The sequence below is a fragment of the Ancylomarina longa genome, from assembly GCF_003996985.1.
GTDB classification, from domain to species: domain Bacteria; phylum Bacteroidota; class Bacteroidia; order Bacteroidales; family Marinifilaceae; genus Ancylomarina_A; species Ancylomarina_A longa.
In genome coordinates this window covers 164,413-186,727 of the sequence record NZ_RJJX01000004.1, presented here as the reverse complement: position 1 = coordinate 186,727, position 22,315 = coordinate 164,413, and the positions used below count along the sequence as shown (strand labels likewise).

The window sequence follows — 22,315 nt, the reverse complement described above, 5'->3', positions numbered from 1 at the left end:
TTTACAAGTAACGATTTAGATATTCTGATTTGCAAATTCCAATTTGTTGTTAAAATATTTTGACAAATTTCATACGAAATGGAACATGTTTTACAAAGATATATTTATATAATATCGGTAAAAGAGAAATGGAACTAAAACCTTATAAAAAATGTTAATTTTGAGGAGATGAGTTTATTTTTTGTTGAATAAGAAATATCTTCGCCTTTAATCTAATTTGTAAAAATATATCCATTAAGGAAAGATTTAGGAGCTTCTTTAAAAGTTCGTCTTCATCTCATTATCTTAAAAAATGTACCTATGAAAATTAAATTTTTATTGTTGTCCGTGATTCCATTGCTGATTACTTCTTGTGTTGTATCTAAAAAAAAATACGAGGAATTGGAGTATGCCAAACGCAGAAGTGATGCCAAAGTAGTTGCTTTGGATAAAGAAAATTCCAAAAAGAAAAAGCAAATTAACCATTTGAATTCAAAGCTGGACGAAACGCTTGCCGAATACAACGAAATGAAAAATAGCATGTCTGAAAGTAATGCTAAAAAGAATACAGAAATTGATGAGCTGAGTACCGAGCTGATGGGTATAGCTTCGGATACTACCGCATTGAAAATGCACTTAGAGGATGCACTTCAGAAATATAATCACTTGGTTACGATAAATTCGGGCAACGAAGAGCAGATCTTGAATATGCAAAAACAGATTGAAGTTTTAAAGGCGGGTGCTGCGAAATTAACGCAGGAGGTGAAAACTGCCGGGGTAGAATCAGAATGGGACAAGAAAAAGCTCCTCAACGAAAAACAAAAAACTGCTGATGCTGTTGCTCAAAAAGATTTGGAAATTGAAGCTTTACAAAAGCAAGTGAAGGAAAGAGATGATAAATTGAGTTGGCTTAGAAAAGTAAAAATTAAAAACGAGGAAGAAATAGAACGATTAAGCAATCAGGTGAATTTGTATAAAAAAGAATACGAAAAAGCAATCGCAAAATAGGGAGTTGACAGGGATGAAAGAGATGTGGGATAAAAGATATTCGGAATCGAAATTTATATATGGAACGGAACCGAATCGATTTTTTAAGGAGGAAATTAATAAACATTCTGTAGGTAAATTACTGCTTCCGGGTGAAGGAGAAGGTCGAAATGCAGCATATGCGGCAAAAACAGGCTGGCAGGTAGATGCTTTTGATTATAGCAATCAGGCGGTGAAAAATGCTCAGGCCTTTTTTCAATCTCAGAATGTGAAGGTAAATATGAAGCAGGCAAGCATTTTAGATCCGCAAGAAAAGCCATCTAATTATGATTTTGTAGCCTGTTTGTTTCTGCATTTACCATCCGCTGATCGGAAAATGGTTCATCAATATCTTATGGATTCATTAAGTCCCGGAGGTATAATTCTGTTGGAAATGTTCTCGAAAAAACAATTGGGCAGAACATCCGGAGGACCGCAAAATACTGATATGCTTTACGATCTGGACGAAATTAAAAGAGATTTTGAGGATTTCGAAATTCTTTATTTAGAGGAAAACGAAACCCATATGAATGAAGGAGGCTTGCATCAGGGGGTGGCCATGACCATTCAATTTGTTGGGCGAAAAAGTAAACTATAGATATTTTGAATTATTAATGTTGAATTTTTAGCTTTGCACGCATGAAAGCTTTATTGATATTACTTGTAGCAACTGCTGGAATAGTGCTTCTTGCTAGCTATATAGGGCAGCTATGGAGGCGGAAAAAGGGAATCGTGGAGGAAGAGGAATCTAATCCCGAACCCATGGGGGATTGTTGTGGGGCGCACGAGATTTGCGAGGTCGACCTGCTTAATAAAATGTCTGAGGAAATCATTTACTATGAGGATGAAGATTTAGATGCCTATAAAAACTTTGAGGAGAACGATTATAACGACGAGCAGATTGATGAATTTCGCGATGTGCTATATAGCTTAAAAGAAAAGGAAATAGAAGGCTGGATACGAAGTCTGGAATTGAGGAAAATTGAAATGCCATCCGTCATTAAATCAGAATTGGTTTTTATGCTGGTGAAGCATTAATATACAAATAGTAAAATGTACAAAAGAGCTGTTTCGAACTGTCGAAATGGCTCTTTTTGTTTTTAGGATACTGTCTTTTATTGTCAAGCATCTGTTTAGTGGTTTTACTGGGTTGTTCGTATGGAATTGTTTAACCAGAGTGGTGAAATTAAACCAACTTTGTTTTTGTTAGTCATTCGCACTGTTATCTCCACTTTGGAGAGGTAGGGGTGATTTCCTATTGAGACTATTTATCAGGAGTATCATTTTATTTTCAATCACATGTTTTAAAACAGTTAACAAAAATCTTTCTTTCTTGTTATTCAGGCTTACTATTTTCTTATATTTATTGTTCCCTAAAAACAGATGCCTTGCATCTATTAATTTAAAACCCAATAAATATACTACCATGGAGGAAAAGTACTACGGACAAGGAGTCAGCTACACCTTGAATCACAAGCATTATTTTGCGCTTTATTTGAATCTTGCACAAAATAACCTAAACAAAATTCTAGGGGAATTTGAAAAAATATACCCACGATTGCATCATGATTATTTGCCGAATCAGCCGGGAGCCTTAGTTCAAAAATTGCATCAGCTTTTGCCATTAACAGAAGAGGATGCCGTAGAAACCAGGGGAAGATTGAATTATCTGAGTCGCTCACTTCCTTTTGTAAATGCAATTCTTAAGCAAGGGGAATATACAGCCTATCGGGAAGAGCTGATACATTTTTTCACCCGTATGAATCAATTGCGCAATTATTTTACCCACGACCTTTATCAGATTGATGAATTAGAATTCGGGAGAAATGAAAAGCTTTTTCGGTTTTTAAACGAAATCAAAAAGTTGGTATTGTACCGTTTAAACAAAGAACCTTATTTTATTGGTTCTGAAAATCTGACTCATCTGGCAGAACCGAATGGTTATTTTAATTTTCTGGCAGAGCAGAATAAGAAAGCTGCCATTAATTTCCTTGTCTGCCTGTTTTTGGAGCGGAAGACAGCAATGGAGTTTTTAAAAGTTCAAAGGGGATATAAGAGTTCAAATAATCCTGCGCATAAGGCTACCTTATCAAGCTTTACACACTTTTCCGTCAAAATGCCAAAACCCGTTTTGGAAAGTAAAGATTTTGAATTTCGTTTTGTATTGGATGGTATCAATGAACTGAAACGATGTCCGAAAGATTTATTTCATCATTTCCCGGATCAGAATAAAGAGCTTTGCCAGACTACAGCTGAGGTTCAAATGGAAAAGGAGGAAACCGGAGAAATGGAAATGGAATCCCGAAAGGTAGATTTAATCCGCTACGAAGATAAGTTTCCCTATTTTGCCCTGCGTTACCTCGATGAAATGAATCTCCTGCCAAAAATTCGTTTTCAGGTTTGTATTGGTCACCGTAAGGAAAAATTCCATACGCACGATAATGCTACCGAGCCAGTAGTGCATCATAAACGTGTGTATGCTTTTACCAGCTTGCACAAGTTGTTGCAAGAAAATCCATATACCGAGCAATTTTTGAACGAGGACGGAATTAAGGAACATCATCTAAAACCGGGAAGCGGACTGGAGAATTTTGCTCCCACCTATGCCATTCACGATCAGAATATCAAATTTGTGATACAAGCAGAGAAGTTTGATAAATTTCCTGATTTATGCGAGGAGAATCCCAAAGCAATTTTGGCGGATGGTATAATCAGTATTTATGAACTTAAAAATTTGGTTTATGCTTGTTTGTTGGGAAGAGGAGAACGTGCCAAGGCAGAAAATAAATTGCTGAATCAGGTTAAAAATTACAATAAATTCCTAAGCGATTTGCAATGTGGGGTCTTTCCCAACATCAACTATATGGCAGAGAAGAATGTTCGGAAAGAAGAATTTAACAGCTATTTGGCTAAAAATTACCAGATGCAGAATACGCATATCCCGAAACAGATAAGGCGTAGTTTATTGCAGATAAAACAAGCTAGCTATCAGGAAAAGGCATTAAAAAAATGGGAATTGTGGCATAACGATAATGAAGAAAAATTTTATCGTCTAAAAAATTACCTGGATCTAGCGGGCACGGAAGATCAACCTAAACTAAAGAAAGGTAGTCTGGCCAATGAATTAACAAGGGATATTCAGTTTTTTCTACCGGAAAAATATAAGCTGGAGCTTTTTGAATACAGCAATCTGCAAAAGGCATTGGCTTTTTATCAGGAAGGAGAAGTAGAACGCCTGCTCCGCAGGGAATTGCAATTAAGCTATTTCGAAAAAACAGATAAAGAGAATAACAAATACGATCTCTTTTTCGAGAAAAAACATCCTTTTTTGCACAAGGTGTTTCAAGTGGAAAGTTTTAACCCGAGAGCCCGTTTTCCGAAACCTAAAGTTATAAAGAACGATAACAGCTCCCTCTTTCATTTTGCCCAGAATTACTACAAGCAAAAGCGCAAGTGGCTCGAGAATGTAAATCGTTTTCTTCATAAAACGGATACTTCCTCATTAAAAGAAGCACAGGGATTGCTCTATTATTTTAAACTGGGAACGAGTGAGGAAAATGGGAAGCGGATTTATCACCGCGAGTATGGAAGCAGATATCTAAAACCGCTTATCGCAGATATTAAAGCGCACAATATACCGGTGAATATGCCAAGTGGATTGTTTCGGGATATTCTTGCCAGAGCAGGAGTAAGTGATCAGAACAATGCCAGCCGACAAATAGAATGTGATTTTCCTGCTACCCAGGCTTTTTACCAGTTTCAGCGCCAGCATCCCATTCATAAACAGGAGGTGGATCTGGAACAGATACATTCGGAATATAGGCATTTACACAAAATGGAATATCGCAACGAGAAGGAAAATAAATCGCATAAAACCCTTTATTACTTCCTGAAAAGAGAACAGAAAATACGCTATTATCAAACCTGCGACCGATTGCTCTGGAAGATGATTCAGGAATATCTACAGCTGCGTTGTAAGGATATGAATCTGGATTTTTCGGAGATAGACTTATGCGATATTTATACGCCATCAGTCGATGGACAGGAAATGGTAAATGCTCTTGAAGAGAAGAAAGTGGAAATTAGTTTTCCTATTGGCGACCGGAAATTCTGTATTCAGGAGAAACTGAAAAATTTTGGGCGAATAGCTCGTTATCGTTACGATAGCCGTTTTGTTAGTTTATTCCGATATAAAGGGGAGGACTTGTATGCAGGGCGACCCGAAGAGGAAGTACATGCCAAAATTGCGGGTGCTTTGCACGATTTTACCCGAGAGCAATTGGAACTCTTCGAAGCGGTTCATGTTTTCGAGCAATTTATCCACGAAACCTGTGCCGATAAATTGGAAAGCTGGCAAAACGAGATTCGTGAAAAAAATCAACAAGCTGACAGAAGTAAACAAATGGCATTGCACTATTTCAGTCATTGTTTTTTAATGCAGAAAGCCTTAGCAATGGGAATTATTCCCGATGCCGATAAAATGGAATTGCTGATACAGGCCAGAAATTCGGCAGCTCACAATAAAGTAAACGAGCAATACATTCGCTTATCCACAGAAGCTTGTCGCGATAATTATTTCGGGGAAGCCATACAATTGTACAAACAAATAATACATTGCCATGATATTATTACTAACTAAGGAAGCTGTTGCCCTAACTCCTGATTGGGGCTCTATAGTGATTCCCATTCTGCTTTCGGGTGTCTTGAGTTTTATTGCTGCTTTTGTATTAAATCAGCGGGAGCTGAAGAAAATAAAACTGCAACATCAGCAACAGGTAGATGCCATGCGTAAAGAAAAACAGGAGCAATTGCAATTGGAGATTGATAAGATGCAAGCCGATGCTTTTTGTTTGTTATTTGAGCCCTTAAAATATGTGAGTAAAAATCCGGATAATCCTTTTGCTATATTTGTAGTGCAGAAAAATAACCGGGATAAAAGCACTTTTTTGCATCGAACCAAAGGCAAGGATTTTTTGTTGGCTTTAAATACCTTTTTGTATAGTAAAAACGGAGAGTTATTTTTACCCCGACAATTGCGAAACGATTTGTATCACTTACGAGGATTGGTACACGGCATGTTAGATAAAACCGGAAAACAGGATATTATCGAATTGATAAATCCGGATACAGTAAATAGTGTGAACAGCCTGATTAGTGGCGAAGAGAATATTCACAAGCAATTACGCTGCCTGATGGGAACCGAAGATCGAAAACCAGTTGCCCGTAAGTTGTAGGAATAGAAAAAGCTAAATAAAAAGGCAAATATGTTTTAGACGCTGCCATTTTTAATAGAAAATAAGATTTTAGATGACTTGACAGTAATGTTTTACAAAGGATAGGTTGTTATAGCCTCTCATTGGAGAGGTATTCACAACAAAACCACCAATCGCGTTAACCGAAACAAAGTTGTTATAGCCTCTCATTGGAGAGGTATTCACAACTCAATAGTCATTTGATACCAAGTATCATCTGTTGTTATAGTCTTTCGTTGGAGAGGTATTCACAACTACAACTTTTGCTTAGGATGTAAATCGTTGGTTGTTATAGTCTTTTGTTGGAGAGGTATTCACAACTCAAATGTGTTTGCGATTTAGGATCTTTAGGTTGTTATAGCCTTTCGCTGGAGAGGTATTCATAGCGGGATAGTACTTTTTATATCACTTTTTGTTTTTACAGCTTCTCGCCGGAGGAGTAGCAATAAGTAGGAGACCAGACAGGTTTTAAAATTCTGTCTGGTCAATAAATTCTCAATAATAACTTTATCGTTTGTGGCAAGGCCTATTTGGTGTAAGCCTCTTTTCCCAACAATAGTGGCGGAAGGGCTTTCGTGGTTTTGCCTGTGAATGGATGGGAGCAAAGGTTCTTTGACATTAGGAATATCAGTAAATGATATAGAAGTGTTTTTATGATTGTGGAAATCGGGAATTTCGATGCGGAATAGGTGTCGACCAAATGGGCGAGTATCCGCCGGTTTTGTTGACTGTCCGCCACAAATGGCAGGTCTTATTTCCATTTGGTCGAGAGCCCGCCCGAAGTTGCAGGTGTCCGCCTAAAATGGCGAATGTCCGCCGGTTTTATTGGTTGCCCGCCCAAAATTGCAGGGCTTATTTCCACTTGGTTGGGATTGATCCTAAAATTGCAGGAGCAATTCCAAATTGGCGATTGCCCGCCGGTTTTGTTGGTTATCCGCCACAAATGGCGAGCCTTATTTCCACTTGGTCGGTGTCGTGCCTGATTCGGCAGACTTCCGCCATTTATAAAAATGCAGTACATACAGTTTATTAGATAAACCCAGGGGAATATTCCGATGTTCAGGATTCGAACCGGATATTCCTCTTCTTCCTCTTACTGTCGTTGAATGGCGGCAGTAATATCATCATGATTAGTAATAGCAGGCAGAGGAGGTTTGTTGGTGATTTTTTGATTTCGATAAATTTTTGCGGTAGATATATTGCTGCACGAGTTCATTCGTATGGAAATAAAATCTGAAAAATCCGACTACTCCTCGTATGTTAATTTCTTTTGATGAAAATGATGCATCCAAGATTAGAATTAACTTTTTAATTTTAAAACTTATGTCGAATAATGACAGATTATTTAAAATTCCGGAAGCTGTTCTTCTGGAATATGCAGAGGTAGTAGCAGAATTGTATCCTGCCAATGCGGAAGAGTTTATTGCTTTTGATTCTACTTTTACAGCAGAATACGGAAATGCGATAAAAGAATCGATTGCTGCGGTTAAAACGCAAAAATCGGATCAGATTGTGATGAACGAAATGGCCGAGTGTACCCAAAAGGTGCTCGATGCCATGAGTGATTGCAATCATGCTTATAAATCCATTTCTTATTTTGTACGCAAGGCTTTTAAAGACAATGAAGCTGTACAAAATCAATTTGGTTTTCGTGATTTGCATAAAGTGCGTAATTCGCAAGCTAAGCTCATTTATTTTATGGAAGAGCATGCCGAAATTACTGCCGAGTATAAAAACGAGTTGCTTGCCGAAGGATGTAATGCGATGCTTATTGACTCCTTGTTTCAGAAGGCAGAAAGATTGAAAACTGCCAACATCGAGCAGGAGAAATTTAAAAAAGAACGTGGCGTGTTAACTCAGGATCGGAGCCAATTATTGAATAAAGTTTATGGGTTAGTGAAACCTTTAAGCGATGTGGCACGGATTATTTTTAGCGACGATGAGGCGCAATTGGCAAAATATAGTTTGCCGAAACCCAAGTCATCGCAGAATTCGAGCGATGATTTAATCGAATCCTAAAATCTGATAATAAACTCCTCTTCTGGTTTGGATGCACCGGAAGAGGAGTTTTTTTATGGTATTCCGGGTAGATGTAATTGATTGATGTTAAAGCAACAAATTTAGCTGTTGTTGCGATGAAGCGATAGCGAAAGAAGCAATCTGTTGCTAATGCGCACTTTCCTGAAGATTTAAATATTTCGGTGCGCTGCACCTTTGCTGCACCACAAGCTCAGCATGCTATAAAAATTTCGGTACGCTGTATCTAAGCCATTTTTGGGGTTTGCGATTAAAGCAACAGCGTTGTTCAATATTAATAGCTCTTCATTTTAGGTTTTTCGCAGAAGTGCAGCGCATTGTAATATTACAAGTACAGTTTTGTTCAAATGCGATTATCGATGGAAATTGAAAGCATAGCAGAATTGCAAAGGGATTGTTGTTATTCGTGATTATCTGTTAGATCTGTGTTCCGAACCGATAGCTTGCATCGCACAACACCTTTTCTTCTTATCACTATCATTTTTTGGTATAAAGATGATAGTATCTTTAAACCTTACAATAAATAGCTTTGTCCTAAACAAAGTATCAGTTTGGAAAAACAAAAATTCCAGCTTACTACCAGAGGGGTGAACTACAGTAATTTATTATCCGGAAAGGTTTTAAATACGATTGTGCTAAATTCTAGCAACCAATACAATAGACTTCCTGTATTAATTGTTATCTTTGCCGCTCATAAATTTTATAGAATGAATTCATTTGAAAATCTTGGCCTGTCAAAGGCTATCCTCGAAGCCATTTCTGAATTAGGCTTCGAAAATCCAACTCCTATTCAAGAAAAAGCGATACCAGTTCTTTTAGAAGGAAGATCTGATTTTGTTGGTTTGGCTCAAACAGGAACAGGAAAAACGGCGGCTTATGGTTTGCCTTTGCTCGAACTTATCGAGCAGGAGGAAAAATTACCACAAGCTTTGATTCTATCCCCTACAAGGGAATTGGGAATTCAAATTGCAGAAGACTTAAGATTATTTTCTAAGAATATTTTGAACCTCAGTGTAGTGAACGTGTATGGCGGCGCTAGCATTGATGATCAAATCCGAAAATTAAGACGAGGAGCACATGTTATTGTTGCTACTCCGGGCCGTCTTCTTGATATGATTAGACGAAGAGCAGTAAATCTATCAAAAATTGAATACTTAATTCTTGACGAAGCAGATGAAATGCTTAATATGGGATTCAAGGAAGATATAGACGAAATTCTGGCTACTACTTCAGAGGAAAAATTAACCTGGTTGTTTTCTGCAACCATGCCTCCTGAAGTTCGTCGGATTTCTAAAAACTACATGACCGATCCGGTAGAGGTTACTGTAGGTACTGCAAATGCTACCAATGTTAACATTGAGCATCAGTATTATCTTTTGAACAACAGAGATCACTATAATGTTTTAAAACGTGTAGTGGATTATTATCCTGATATATTTGGTATTGTTTTTTGCCGTACCCGAAAGGAAACGCAGGAAGTTGCCGAATTATTAATGAAAGATGGTTACAATGCCGATGCGATTCATGGTGATCTTACTCAGGTGCAGCGAGACCGTGTAATGCGTAACTTTAAAAATCGTACACTTCAATTATTGGTTGCTACTGATGTGGCAGCTCGTGGTATTGATGTGGATGATCTTACCCATGTGATTCATTATAATTTGCCAGACGAATTAGAGTTTTATACACATCGAAGTGGTAGAACTGCACGTGCTGGTAAAAAAGGAATTTCTATTTCTTTAATTACTCCCCGAGATGAGCGAAAAGTGAAAAATCTTGCTCGCAAATTGAAAGTTGAATTTGCTCAGGTAAAAATTCCTGTTGGAGAGGAAGTTTGCGAAAGACAGTTGTTAAACTTTATGCATCGTGTGCAGGAAGTAAATGTAGAGGAAACCGAAATTGCACCATTTTTAGATGGTATCAATGAGGAATTGAAAGATTTGGATCGAGAGGATTTGATTAAAAGATTCGTATCTCTTGAATTTAACCGATTCTGGGAGTATTACAAGAATACGCCAGATTTGAATATGAAGTCTTCTACTCAAAAACGTGCCATACGAGCTAGTGACAGAGGGGATAGTAACGAAGATAGAATGTTTATTAATGTTGGTAAAAAAGATGGTATCGACGTTCCTCGTTTATTGAATTTGATTCACAAACAATGTGGTGTGAGAGGGAAGAATATCGGTCGCGTTGACTTGAAAGGTGTATTCTCCTTTTTTGATGTAGAGAAGCAATATACCGATGAAATCATCAAAGGTTTTGCCGGTGCTGTTGTTGGTGGACGTACTATTCGTATTGAAATTTCTGGTGATGATCCTACACAAAGTAGCCATCGTAAAGGGAATTCTCCAAGATCAGGTGGTTCCAGATCAGACAGAGGTGGTTCGGATCGCAGATTTTCAGATCGCAGATCTTCGGATCGGGGAGGATATAAAAAAGAATCCTACCGCGATAGAAAAAGAAAGAGCGAAGGTTCCAGATATTCGGATAGAAAAAGAAGAGACGCATAGGTGTTAATACACGGAAGCGAATGAAATAAACAGAACGTCTGTTTAATAAAAACTAATAAGTAAACCTGGGTTTTATCAATTCTGATAAAGCTCAGGTTTTTTATTTGCATCATTTTTATTTAAATTTAGTTTAATCTGTTTTGAAAATGCCAAAAGTGAGCTTTTTAGCACTGTGCTAATATTCAAAATAGACCTGGAATTCAGATTCCTGAAATGGATACGGAATAAGACCAATTAATTAAACTTTATAAAAATGGATATGGATTTTATTATGAGTAAATCGGATCAGGTATGGTCAATGGTGATGATGTATGCACCAAAATTATTACTTGCATTAGTAACCCTTCTTATCGGATTGTGGATTATTAAAATGCTTACTAAGGGAGTGAAGAACTTGATGGATAAAAAGGAGATGGATGAAACTTTAAAGCCTTTTGTTATTAGCTTGTTCTCCATTCTACTAAAAGTGATGCTGCTAATATCTGTTATTGGAATGGTTGGCGTTCAAATGACTTCTTTTATTGCCATTTTAGGTGCAGCAGGATTGGCTGTAGGCTTGGCTTTGTCGGGCACTTTACAGAATTTTGCAGGTGGAGTTATCATCTTAATTTTTAAACCATTTAAGGTGGGCGATGTGTTGGAGGCACAAGGATATTTGGGTGTAGTGAAGGAGATTCAATTATTCAATACCATCATTTTATCACTGGATAATAAAACCATAATCATTCCTAATGGTGGTTTATCTACCGGTTCGATGATCAACTATTCTACTCAACCAACTCGTAGGGTGGATATGAGTTTTGGTATTGGTTATTCCGATGATATTGATAAAGCCAAAAGCGTATTGGAAGGTTTACTTGTTAATCATCCTAAGGTGCTAAAGGATCCTGCTCATTTTATTGCTGTTTCAGAATTGGCAGACAGCTCTGTGAATTTCGTAGTTCGGGCTTGGGTGAATGCTGCTGATTATTGGGAGGTTTTCTTTTATATGCAGGAAACTGTGAAAAAAGAATTTGATAAGAATAAAATTGGAATACCATTCCCACAAAATGATGTTCATATTTATAATCATTAAAATTTGGATTAAAAAAAAGGAGGCGAAAGCCTCCTTTTACACTACTACTACAAAATTGGTACAAAAGGCTCGAATTGCCAGAGCCCTTTGAGAACCAAAAACTTTAATTTCTTATTTTATTTCCTTTAACAGCAAAGAAGAGAATGTACAAATAGGCTGGAATAAAAATCCAGTAGGCAGACTGATAATCTGAGCTCATTGCTACTTCTGATGTTTTCACCATATCAAGAAGAAGGCCGAAAAGAAGTGGAATAACTGCTCCTCCAACAATACCCATAACCAATAAGGAAGCTCCTGTTTTCGTAAATTTACCCAAATCGACAATCGCCAGTGGCCATATTGCTGGCCACATTAATGAATTGGAAAATCCTATTAATGCCATCATGTAGATACTAATGTTTCCGGGCAAATAAATCAGTAATAAAGAACTTACGATGCCTAATACTGCAAAAAGAATAAGCGCATTGGTTTGAGAAATTAAACGAGGAATGGCTATCACTCCTAAAATATAACCACAAACCAAGCCTAGAGGAACATACATGGCAAAGGAGTCTAAATTTCCTTTGGTATCGCCAAATATGCTTTTTGCATATCCAATGATGGAAGCCATCGGCAGGGTTTCTACTCCTACATATAGAAATAGAGCCAATACACCAAGTAGCAGGTGTGGAAATTGGAAGATATTTTTTTTTCCATAAGCATAGCTCCTCTTATTTTCATCTTCGGAATCTTCTTCTTCTCCGTCTGCTTTCACTTCAGGAAGTGGGGCAAACCACATAAAAATTCCCAAGACAAGCAATATTCCGGCAACAATATAAAAGGGAAGGACAATATCTTGTAAGGCTACATGTTTTAAATCCATGAAGATTCCTAAAAACAAAGAACTCATCCACCATGCCGATTTATTCATTACACCCATTAAACTCATTCGCATGGCGGCACTTTCCTGTGGACCAACGATGGTAACATAGGGATTTACCGAGGCTTGCAATAGAGTATTTCCAATTCCTCCTATAAATAGTGCAATAAGAAACAGCTTGAAACTTAATTCTTTTGCCGACGGTACAAAGAGCAGCATACCTACTGCCATAATGAAGAAAGCAACCACCATCCCTTTTTTGTATCCTATTTTTTTGATAAGCCATCCGGCTGGAGCTCCGAAAACCACAAAGGCAGAAAAAATTGCCGCAGTAACCAGGTAAGATTCACTGGCTTTCAGGTGAAAGGCATCTTGTAAAAAGGGTGTTAGAAACCCACTAATGCCTACGCCAAAGCCGATAACAAAAAAGAGAATACCAATAATGATTAGCGGAATGAGATAGTTATTTTTTGTATTTGAATGTGTCATGTTTTTATACTAATTAATTGTAAACAGTTTAGAGATTGGCAAAGACATAGCTATTCCGCCCCTATTAAATTTTAAGAAATATTTTTTTCTGATATAAAAGCCAAACCGGAATAAAACAGAGACTGGTATAAAGTAAAGCCCAGGTCAGGGAAGCTATTTCCGGCATGACATGCATGTTTGCGAACAGATTCATAAAGTGAGCTTGAATACTTGCACTGCCTATGTTTATTTGCGATAATGGCATCATCAGAAGGTAATGGATGATATAAGCTGTAATGGCATTAGTGCCAAAAATAACACCTGTTTTTCCCCATTGCAGATAAGCTTTCACATCCATAAAGTAATAGATGGTAGCAAGTCCTAAATTTGCTAATCCCGAAGTGTATAAAACATAGGAACTCGTCCATAGATTTTTGTTGATTGGGAAAAACCATCCTAGCACAACACCGCTAATAAGCATTAGAAATCCGCTCACAAATATTAGAACTAACTTTTGCATATCGCTTTCCTTGCTGAGAATGATATATCCGGTAAACATTCCGGTGATGGTACTTGCTATGGCTGGAATAGTAGAAAGTATTCCTTCCGGATCCCAGCTACCTTCATACATTTTGAATGGAATAAGCAGATGATCGATATAGTTTGCCAGATTTTTTCCCGGTTCCAGAACACCTGCGCCAAATTCAGGAACAGGAACTAATTTCATCAGAGCCCAATAAATAAGGAGAAGGCTTCCGGCAATGTAGAATTGTGTTCTTCGCTTGGTGTATATAAACAGGAGAGCTCCAACCAGAAAAGTGATGGATATGCGCTGTAAAACACCTGGCAATCGGATTGCAGTAAATTCGCTTCCAATCAGGTTTAGAATTACTCCGATGATAAATAAAAGTGCCGCGCGTTTGAATAGATGTTTTAATAAAATAGGGCGAGGTTGGCTCACTATTTTTTTAGAATAGGCCAATACAATGGAAACTCCAACAATAAATAAAAAGAATGGGAATATCAGATCGGTAGGTGTAATTCCGTTCCAATGCGAGTGTAGCAGAGGAGGAAATACGTGTTTCCAGGATCCGGGTGTGTTAACGATGATCATTGCGGCAATGGTGAATCCCCGAAATGCATCGAGGGAGGCCAATCGCTTTTTAGGATTTGTAGATGCTGTCATTTTAGTTCTGTGCTTTGTGAAAATAATGAAGCAGTATTGGAGTCTGATTTTCATTCAGGCTTGCTTCTAACCGAAGTTCTTTGCCATATTTTGCCTGAAAATAGTTGATTCTAATGGGGTGCAGTCCTTTTTTTAGTAAAGCATATCCGACGGCATCGCTACCATAGGAAAAGCCATCTCTGGTAATCACCAGCTTGTTATGAATATAAAGTGTTGCACCATCATCGGCTGTCAGACGGAACTGATACATTCCATCTTCAGGTACCTCTATCAGTCCCTCGTATTGTAATCCGAAAAAGTGTTCAGGTGTTTCTTTTGGAATCATTAAGCTCTCTATAACTCCAGTAGTATGTTTCCCTGTCAATTTTTCTGCGGATGAAAATTCACCTTTATACAAATGATAAGTTAATCCCGCTTTAACATGATTTGTTCTTATTGCCTTTTCGGGTTTTCTGTACCGTAAACTGGATGTTATTACAGCACTATGTCTGCCGGATGGCATCACGCTTACTGCTTTTAATTCCACATCTTGTTTTAAATTCAATAGGAGTGGTTTCGTATATTTTTCTCCCTTTTCCAATGGATTTTCTCCATTGAGCGTGTAAAGGATGGTTGAAGATGGAATTCCATTGGTTAAGGGAAGCTCTATCTTCTGTTTGGTGAAAATTTTATAAGGAAGTAGATTTTCGGGATAGGGAATTCTATAATGAATGTGCATTGCATCTAATCGAGCATACATTTCGTTCATTCGGCTAGTGAAATCAGCAAAATCTTTTCTGTCTTTTCCTGTCCAGAGTATCTCGCTTAAAGCAATTAGTCGTGGAAATATCATATATTCCAAATGATCGTTATTTGGAATGTATTCTGTCCATACATTAGCCTGAGCTCCAAGAATGAATTTCTTGTATTTTGCATCTAATTCTTTTGGCATTGGCGACCAGTTATAGATTTCTTCAGGAGTAGTGAGTCCTGCAATAGCAAGCGGTTCGTAATATTTCGATTGGTAATGATCCAGATATACTTTCGCATTGGGAGTCATAATTACATCATGTCCCTGTTTGGCGGCTACGATTCCACCTTTTTCTCCCTGCCACGACATTACCATGGCACCTTCAGCCAATCCACCTTCTAATATTTCGTTCCAGCCAACCAATCGTTTTCCTTTTGATCGAACAAATTTTTCTATTCTTTTGATGAAGTAGCTTTGCAATTCCATTTCGTTGTCAAGATGTAATAGCCGCATTTTCGCCTGACATTTAGGACAGGTTTTCCATTTCGTTTTCGGACATTCGTCGCCTCCAATATGAATGTAGGGAGAGGGGAAGAGATCAATTACTTCAGAGAGAATATCCTGTAGAAAGGCAAATGTTTTTTCATTACCGGCACAATATACATCATCGGAAACGCCCCATTCACTAAAGTCATCCACATGTTTTCCATTGCATGAATATTGCGGGTATGCTCGTAAAGCAGCTACAGCATGACCAGGCATTTCGATTTCAGGGACTACTGTAATTCCTAAATTGCCAGCATATTGAACAACTTCTTTAATATCCTCTTGGGTATAATATTCGCCATAGCGTTCCACCTTATATTTTTTGGGATTGTCTGCCATATGACCAATAATTGTAGAATCACGAAAGGCTCCGATCTGAGTTAGTTTTGGATATTTCTTGATCTCAATTCTCCATCCCTGATCATCGGTTAAATGCCAATGGAATATATTCAGCTTTGCGGCAGCCATTGCATCGAGTAGTTGGAGGATTTCCTCTTTGGGAAAGAAATGTCGGCATACATCGAGATGCATTCCCCTCCAGGAATAGGCTGGGTAGTCTGTGATTTTCACTCCCGGAATTTCTATTTTTCCATTACTTAATTCCTGACTGGGATAAATGATTTGCTTCAGGCTTTCCAGTCCATGTAAAATACCTTGAGTTTGATTGGCCGTAATTACAATTGAATCGGAATTTACAATTAGTTGATATTCCTCCTGTTTGTCTGATATTTTTTTCAAGACCAATCGAATTGTAGTGTCGGATTTTTTATTTACCGGCAATTGAAAATGGTATTGATCTTTTAAAAATTTATTAAAATACCCGGCAGCAATTGCTAATTCGGGGATATTATCATCAAAATCGATACTTGTATTTTTATCTAAAGAGAAGGGTGTGTTTGTCCTCTCTAGCTCGACAGGTTTTGGGGTGATGGATAGCTTTTGATAAAGCTTAGGAGACTCAAATGTTGAGCATGCAGCTATGCTAAGTATCAATAGAATCAAGAATAAGTAATTCGTTTTCATAACTTGGAGTATGTGTGGTTTTTATTGTTCTTCTGCTATATTTTGGGTCAGAATAGAATTATAGTATTGTGCCGCTGCTCCAAATAAAGCCGCATCCTCTAAGTCTGATTGTTCAATTTGTACATTGTCGCGGATCAATTCGAAAGGAAATTGATTCAATTCGTTTTGAAGTGCATCTTGAAAAAAGCAAAATGCCTTACTTATAGATCCTCCAAAAACAATCATTTCCGGCGCCAGCATAAAGAGTACCTCGTGTATCATTTTTCCCAGATGGGTTCCAAATTCCTTAAATATCTGCAAGGCATGTTCCTGATTTTGTTCTGCTAGAAGGAAGAGTTCTTTTCCTGTAATCTGATGCTTGTCAATGAAAAATTTACTACTGCAATAAGCTTCCAAATTCTCATCTAAATAGGGTATAGAGCCTATTTCGCCAGCACCTCCATAAAGTCCGGTAACCAATTGATTGTTGGAGATAATACCGCCTCCCAATCCTGTGCCAAGGGTAATGGCGAGCATATTGTGTACTTTTTTTCCTTTTCCAAAATATTTTTCTCCCAGTGCAAAACAGTTGGCATCGTTATTCAAATAAACATTTCGATTGTATTTGTCTTGTACAATATCTCTAAGCGGAAGATTTTTCCAGGCTGGCAGATTGATAATATTCAAAAGTTGACCTTTTTCGAGATTTAGAAGACCCGGAACACCAATACCTATATCCTGAACCTCAGGAGTAAGTACCGCATCAATCGTATCAAATAAAGTCTGTAGAATCTCCTCCTTCGAACGCATAGCTCCTGTAGGATTGGTGCATTTTCTTATTATTTGGTCATTCGAAATAAGACCTGCTTTTATATTGGTTCCTCCTATATCTACTCCAAGTATTGATCTATTAAGCATATTTTAATTGGGATTAGTGAGGATATCTAAAAAAATCATTCTTCTGTTTTTTAGATATCCTCCTATTGTATATGATGAATATTGTTTGTGGTGTTTCTGATATTAAACCATTCCTTCCATTGATTTTTCTAATTCTCGTGCTTCTGAAATAAACTCGGCAACACTCATTTCTTTGAAGAAAATTAATCCGTGGCTGGCTCTTATTTTAGGATTGCTATTGGTGTAAAAATAGTCTTTGCCAAGCAAGTATTGAACATCCTCTAATTGTGCAGACCAGATTTTTTGAGCAAGAACGCTAAACTTGCCATCGTACATATAGCTAGGGAAGGAAGCATTTACCTGACTTAAATAACAATTCGAAAAGGAAGTATTGAGCTCATTCAAGGCATTCATGCTAACCGGAACGATTACATTAACATCTGCAGCGTGGAAGCGGTACCATACATTTCGGTATCCCCAAATTTTAAGATTGGAAATATCTTCCTCTTCTCCCCAAAGTTTTACGGCATCGGCAATGGCTTGAAGTACTTTGTAGTGAGTATCTGGTCCACTTCCTTCGGGATCAAGTGCCAGACTAATCACGCTGGGCTTAATTTGTCGTAGTTGATCCAGAATTGGAGCAACATCACGTTCCCTATTTGGTTGTTCTGTAAATATATCTCCCGTGTAAAAGCCAAGACGAAGGTGATGAACATTATTAACCGTAACTCCGGAATGTGCCCAAACCAACTCTTCTTCAAACTCACGCACCATTCCTTTTAATTTCTGGATTTTAACCGGGTTTTTCTGACCGTCATAACTTTCCTGAAGATTAGATAGTATGGCATTGATTCGATTTCTTAACTGCTCCTTACTTTTCACCTCCCAGATATCAACGATAGCGCGAACAATGCGATGGGAGAGTGCTCTGGCACGTTCTTGCGGTTCACCAGATGCTAATTTCATTAAAAAATGATAAACGTCTTTATCCCATTTGTACTTGTATCCATTTTCAAAAAAATCAGAATAGGAAAGCATTTGGATTTCCCCACTCTCTATGAATTTTCGAGTATCCTTAAGGGTGTCGATAATAAATTTGTTGGTTACTGCGGTAAAACCGGAAGTTAGGACTGCAAAATGAGAGTTATCCTTACCATTATCCAGAAGACGATTAACATGTGGCTGCAATCCCAATTGAATATCATCGTGATGTGGTCCCGTGTGGTAATAAATTTCTTCACTATTATTGCTAAGACCTTTGTATATTTTTTGTGTGATGGAGGCGATTACCTCCTTTACAGTATTTAAGGATAAATTAGGAATAAGCTTACAATAGGCATCCTGTTTTAGATCTTCTAATTCTAGTTTAGGACCAAATTTATTAATCTTTCTGCATAGATTAATGATTGCACGCTCTGTTTTTTCCGGTGTCCATTCACCGGTAGTATAATAGGTGTTTACACTGTCGTTCAATAAAACTCCTGCACTTTTGGTAATATAAAACCTACTATTAGGCAATTGATTTAGAATACTTGCAGGATATAATACGGATGGATCACTTTCCAATGCATTTTTTATAACCTCAGCTTTCGCTTCCCCTGCGGCAAAAATGATCGCTACTGCATCTTTGTTGTAAGTTATTGTTTCCAAACCAATCGTAATTACCAATCGGTTGCGCGAAATCTCAATGCCTCCTAAATCACCGGCGGCCTGTGCTTGTGTTTCAAAATTGGTTGATGTTAGTCGGGTGGTAGAAAAATGATCGGCTCCCCTTGTATTAAATGCAATATGGCCATCAGGACCAATTCCTCCAAGGAAGAAACCAATTCCTCCTTTTTCTCTAATTTTTCGCTCGTAATCAACACACCAATCATCAATCATGAAAATGGATTGTTGTTGTTCCTGTTCCTTTTTAGTTTTTGCCTCTCTGTAACGCAACGAAGTATCTACAATACTATCCGGAAATACTTCGGAAAAATGTTGTCCATTTACTAAAGGAATTTCATCGGAATTTATTAATAAGGCATTATCCGGATTTAATCCAAAGCCTTTAATATAGTACTCGTTCACATAGTAGTAAAAACTATTGTGCTGTGAGGATCTAACAGGATAAAATTCGTCTATTTGAACAAAATGTAAATTAGACAATTCAGGCTTTTTATCTCCTTTAAGGCCATATTCATTTCTTATCTTTTTCCCCTTTGCTGTATTCCAATTTTCAAGGATAAACTTAGTCCATTTGATAAAGTACTCAGGAGTTTTACCCGTTGGCAAACTAATTACTCCATTCGGATTTTCGCGAACCCACTCCAAAAAGCGAAGCGCTGTAAAAAATCCTAATTTAGGAAAATTGTCAACTGTAATGTACGGTATGGATGTGTTTATCTTATCGACTCCCGACTTGCTCTTAAACTGATTTTCGACTTCAGAAAATATATGATTTTCCATGTTTTATATTTTGGTATTAATAATTTGAAGACACTGTTTTATTTGATGTATTATATTAATTCAGCCCATTGGCTTTTTGAATAATCATTTTATGTGTTTCAAGAATAAATATGTATGTTTTTTTGAAACTTTATAGCTTAAATATCCTTTCTCCTTAATAGTGATGAGGAATGGATAAGTTGATTCTTTTAATAAAGAAAATACCGGAGTGATTCAAGCAGAAGGTTCCTAACTTGCGAGATTAATGAATTTTGCTTTCATCATCTCCGGTACATTCAAAAAGGCTAAAAGTGTGATTTTACAATACACTTTAAACTTCACTAATTAGACTTTTCATAAATTATGATTTAATGGATAATGATTAGATCGTAAATCAAATCTGTAATTACTATTGGATACATACCGGAGTAGAACGTGCACTTTTTCAATTTTCCAGAATATGTTCCATTACAATTACAGCAGCACCAAGTATTCCTGCCTTGCTGCCAAGATTTGATTGTACAATTTTTGCATCCTCTCGTAGCTTAGGAATGCAATAATTATATAACGATTGTTTTATTGGGGTTTCTAAATATTCACTAGCTTGAGCAACTCGTCCGCCGAGTACAATAAGCTCAGGGTTCAGAATTTGGATTAAGTAAGAAATACCCTTACCCAAAGCCAATCCCAACTTGTTAATGAGAGATAATGCAAATTGATCGCCCTTTTGAGCAAATTCAATTATAATTTTTGGTGTTAATTTATTGTCTTTATTCTGACAATATTTATATATAGCAGATTCAACATTGCTGTTTAGGGAGGAAATGGCATCTTCTACTAAAGCATCTCCGGAGGCGACAGTTTCTAAGCAACCTCTTTTTCCGCAGGGACATAATTTACCATCAGTTTCGAGCGGAATATGTGCAAATTCACCAGCAAAACCAGAATTTCCCCGATACAATTTTCCATTAAAGATCATGCCCGTTCCCAATCCCCAATCCACCTGTAGATAAAGAACGTTTAAAAAGTCTTTTGCAGCTCCGTAGCGCAATTCGGCTAAAGTCCTTGCTTTAGCATCATTTTCTATAAAAACAGGGCGATTAAATTTTTGTTGCAAATCATAGGCGATTGACTTTCCATTATTAGTAAGATAGGTGTAGTTAATTCCTAATTCAGAATCAATTAATCCAGGCATGGTGATACCAATGCCCATAATTTTATCGGGATCTATTTTGGAATCATCTATCACGCTTGAAACTTCATTGTATATTTTATTTAGAGTGGTTTCACTTTTCAGCTCAGAGGATTCTACTTTTATTTTAGCAATACTTTCTAATTCATGATTGAAAATTGAGGTCGTGATATGATGTCTCGTTACATCAACACCTATAACGTATATAGAATTCTTTTTTAGACCATACATGTTAGGACGACGACCACCGATGGAATTTCCCTTTCCTCTGTCTTCGACGAAATCCTCGTCCATTAATTCATTTAAATAGGCTAGTGTAGTAGGAGCACTAAGATGGAGTATTTTTCCAATTTTAGTACTTGACAGTTCACCGGAGTGGTACAAGTATTTTAAGATCTTCTTTTTGCTCATAAATTTTTTCAACTCTAGCCCTGCTAGAGAATTGCTTGTTTCGGAGTCCCAGTAGTTCATTTTTTCGCAAGTTGGTTTATATTAATTCAACACAATAATAGCGAAAAAAAATTAAATAGATGTAAAGACTTATTAAAAATTTTTAGAAAGTATCATTACGAAGATTAAAAATAAGGAAATATGTAAGCTTAAATGATAATTATTTCGATTGGTTCTATACTTATTTGATGAAACTTTGCAAAGTTGCTTTCGTTTCTAATATTTTAATGGAATATGAAGTTCGGAATAAATCTATTTTAGTGTTCTTGTCAAGTATCTTGTAACACAAGGTGTTTTTTTATATGTTTGTAAGACCATGAGCGAAGACATCAATTTGTATTTTATTACCAAGTGGAAATCTCAATTTAAGAAAGGACTTTTGGAGTACATTATCCTATTGTTATTGAGATCGAAGCCTTGTTATGGTTATGAACTTATAAGTGAAATGAACCAATTTACATCTCTCGAAATTGCAGAGGGTACCATTTATCCACTCCTAAATAGGCTGAAAAAAGAGAATTTAGTTAGCTCAGAATGGGCCGAAATGGATACAGGAATTCCCAGAAAATATTATAAACTTACTGAGACAGGAACTTCTCACCTGGAAGTAATGAAGGAATATGTTGATTCTCTAAATCTTTCTATTACGAGGATTAAGGAAAGTGTTTAAGTGAAA

The 22,315-nt window shown here is 37.1% G+C and carries 15 protein-coding genes; 9 read left to right on the top strand and 6 right to left on the bottom strand.

Annotation, left to right across the window (positions count from 1 at the left end):
- Positions 1-300 precede the first annotated feature (300 nt).
- The 8 genes from DLK05_RS05130 (at position 301) to DLK05_RS05095 (ending at position 11,882) form a co-directional block, all read left to right on the top strand.
- Positions 301-987, top strand: a complete 687-nt coding sequence (locus DLK05_RS05130; protein WP_127342937.1) for a coiled-coil domain-containing protein — start codon at positions 301-303, stop codon at positions 985-987.
- Between the two features lie 13 nt (positions 988-1,000).
- Positions 1,001-1,603 carry a class I SAM-dependent methyltransferase gene (locus tag DLK05_RS05125; RefSeq protein WP_127342936.1) on the top strand — a complete coding sequence of 201 codons (603 nt, stop codon included), beginning with the start codon at positions 1,001-1,003 and terminating at the stop codon, positions 1,601-1,603.
- A 41-nt stretch (positions 1,604-1,644) separates the two neighbouring features.
- Positions 1,645-2,043: a phospholipase gene (locus DLK05_RS05120; protein WP_127342935.1), complete on the top strand. Its 399-nt coding sequence runs from the start codon at positions 1,645-1,647 to the stop codon at positions 2,041-2,043.
- A gap of 388 nt (positions 2,044-2,431) precedes the next feature.
- Positions 2,432-5,644, top strand: coding sequence for a type VI-B CRISPR-associated RNA-guided ribonuclease Cas13b (cas13b, locus tag DLK05_RS05115; protein WP_127342934.1), 3,213 nt, complete (start codon positions 2,432-2,434; stop codon positions 5,642-5,644).
- Positions 5,625-6,239 carry a hypothetical protein gene (locus DLK05_RS05110; protein ID WP_127342933.1) on the top strand — a complete coding sequence of 205 codons (615 nt, stop codon included), beginning with the start codon at positions 5,625-5,627 and terminating at the stop codon, positions 6,237-6,239. Before cas13b ends, DLK05_RS05110 begins: the two co-directional genes overlap by 20 nt.
- Before the next feature lie 1,341 nt (positions 6,240-7,580).
- Positions 7,581-8,276 carry a hypothetical protein gene (locus DLK05_RS05105; RefSeq protein WP_127342932.1) on the top strand — a complete coding sequence of 232 codons (696 nt, stop codon included), beginning with the start codon at positions 7,581-7,583 and terminating at the stop codon, positions 8,274-8,276.
- A 569-nt stretch (positions 8,277-8,845) separates the two neighbouring features.
- Complete coding sequence (locus DLK05_RS05100) at positions 8,846-10,807, top strand: DEAD/DEAH box helicase (protein ID WP_209319719.1); 1,962 nt, start codon at positions 8,846-8,848, stop codon at positions 10,805-10,807.
- A gap of 253 nt (positions 10,808-11,060) precedes the next feature.
- A complete protein-coding gene (locus DLK05_RS05095; protein WP_127342930.1) occupies positions 11,061-11,882 on the top strand; it encodes a mechanosensitive ion channel family protein in 822 nt (273 codons plus the stop codon).
- Between the two features lie 103 nt (positions 11,883-11,985).
- On the opposite strand, the gene gluP is transcribed toward DLK05_RS05095, so the two are convergent.
- The 6 genes from gluP to DLK05_RS05065 all read right to left on the bottom strand — a co-directional run bounded on the left by gluP (position 11,986) and on the right by DLK05_RS05065 (position 21,600).
- Positions 11,986-13,230 (bottom strand): glucose/galactose MFS transporter, encoded by a 1,245-nt coding sequence (gene gluP, locus DLK05_RS05090; RefSeq protein WP_127342929.1) that lies wholly within the window; start codon positions 13,228-13,230, stop codon positions 11,986-11,988.
- 64 nt (positions 13,231-13,294) lie between these two features.
- On the bottom strand, positions 13,295-14,395 hold the full coding sequence (locus DLK05_RS05085; protein WP_127342928.1) for an acyltransferase family protein: 1,101 nt from the start codon (positions 14,393-14,395) through the stop codon (positions 13,295-13,297).
- A gap of 1 nt (position 14,396) precedes the next feature.
- Positions 14,397-16,694 carry a family 20 glycosylhydrolase gene (locus DLK05_RS05080; RefSeq protein ID WP_127342927.1) on the bottom strand — a complete coding sequence of 766 codons (2,298 nt, stop codon included), beginning with the start codon at positions 16,692-16,694 and terminating at the stop codon, positions 14,397-14,399.
- 21 nt (positions 16,695-16,715) lie between these two features.
- Complete coding sequence (locus tag DLK05_RS05075; protein WP_127342926.1) at positions 16,716-17,591, bottom strand: ROK family protein; 876 nt, start codon at positions 17,589-17,591, stop codon at positions 16,716-16,718.
- Positions 17,592-17,693: 102 nt separating this feature from the next.
- On the bottom strand, positions 17,694-20,018 hold the full coding sequence (locus DLK05_RS05070) for a glucosamine-6-phosphate isomerase (RefSeq protein ID WP_127342925.1): 2,325 nt from the start codon (positions 20,016-20,018) through the stop codon (positions 17,694-17,696).
- A 424-nt stretch (positions 20,019-20,442) separates the two neighbouring features.
- Positions 20,443-21,600, bottom strand: coding sequence for an ROK family protein (locus tag DLK05_RS05065; RefSeq protein ID WP_209319718.1), 1,158 nt, complete (start codon positions 21,598-21,600; stop codon positions 20,443-20,445).
- A 355-nt stretch (positions 21,601-21,955) separates the two neighbouring features.
- Between DLK05_RS05065 and DLK05_RS05060 the strand changes: the two genes are divergently transcribed.
- A complete protein-coding gene (locus DLK05_RS05060) occupies positions 21,956-22,309 on the top strand; it encodes a PadR family transcriptional regulator (RefSeq protein WP_127342923.1) in 354 nt (117 codons plus the stop codon).
- Positions 22,310-22,315 lie beyond the last annotated feature (6 nt).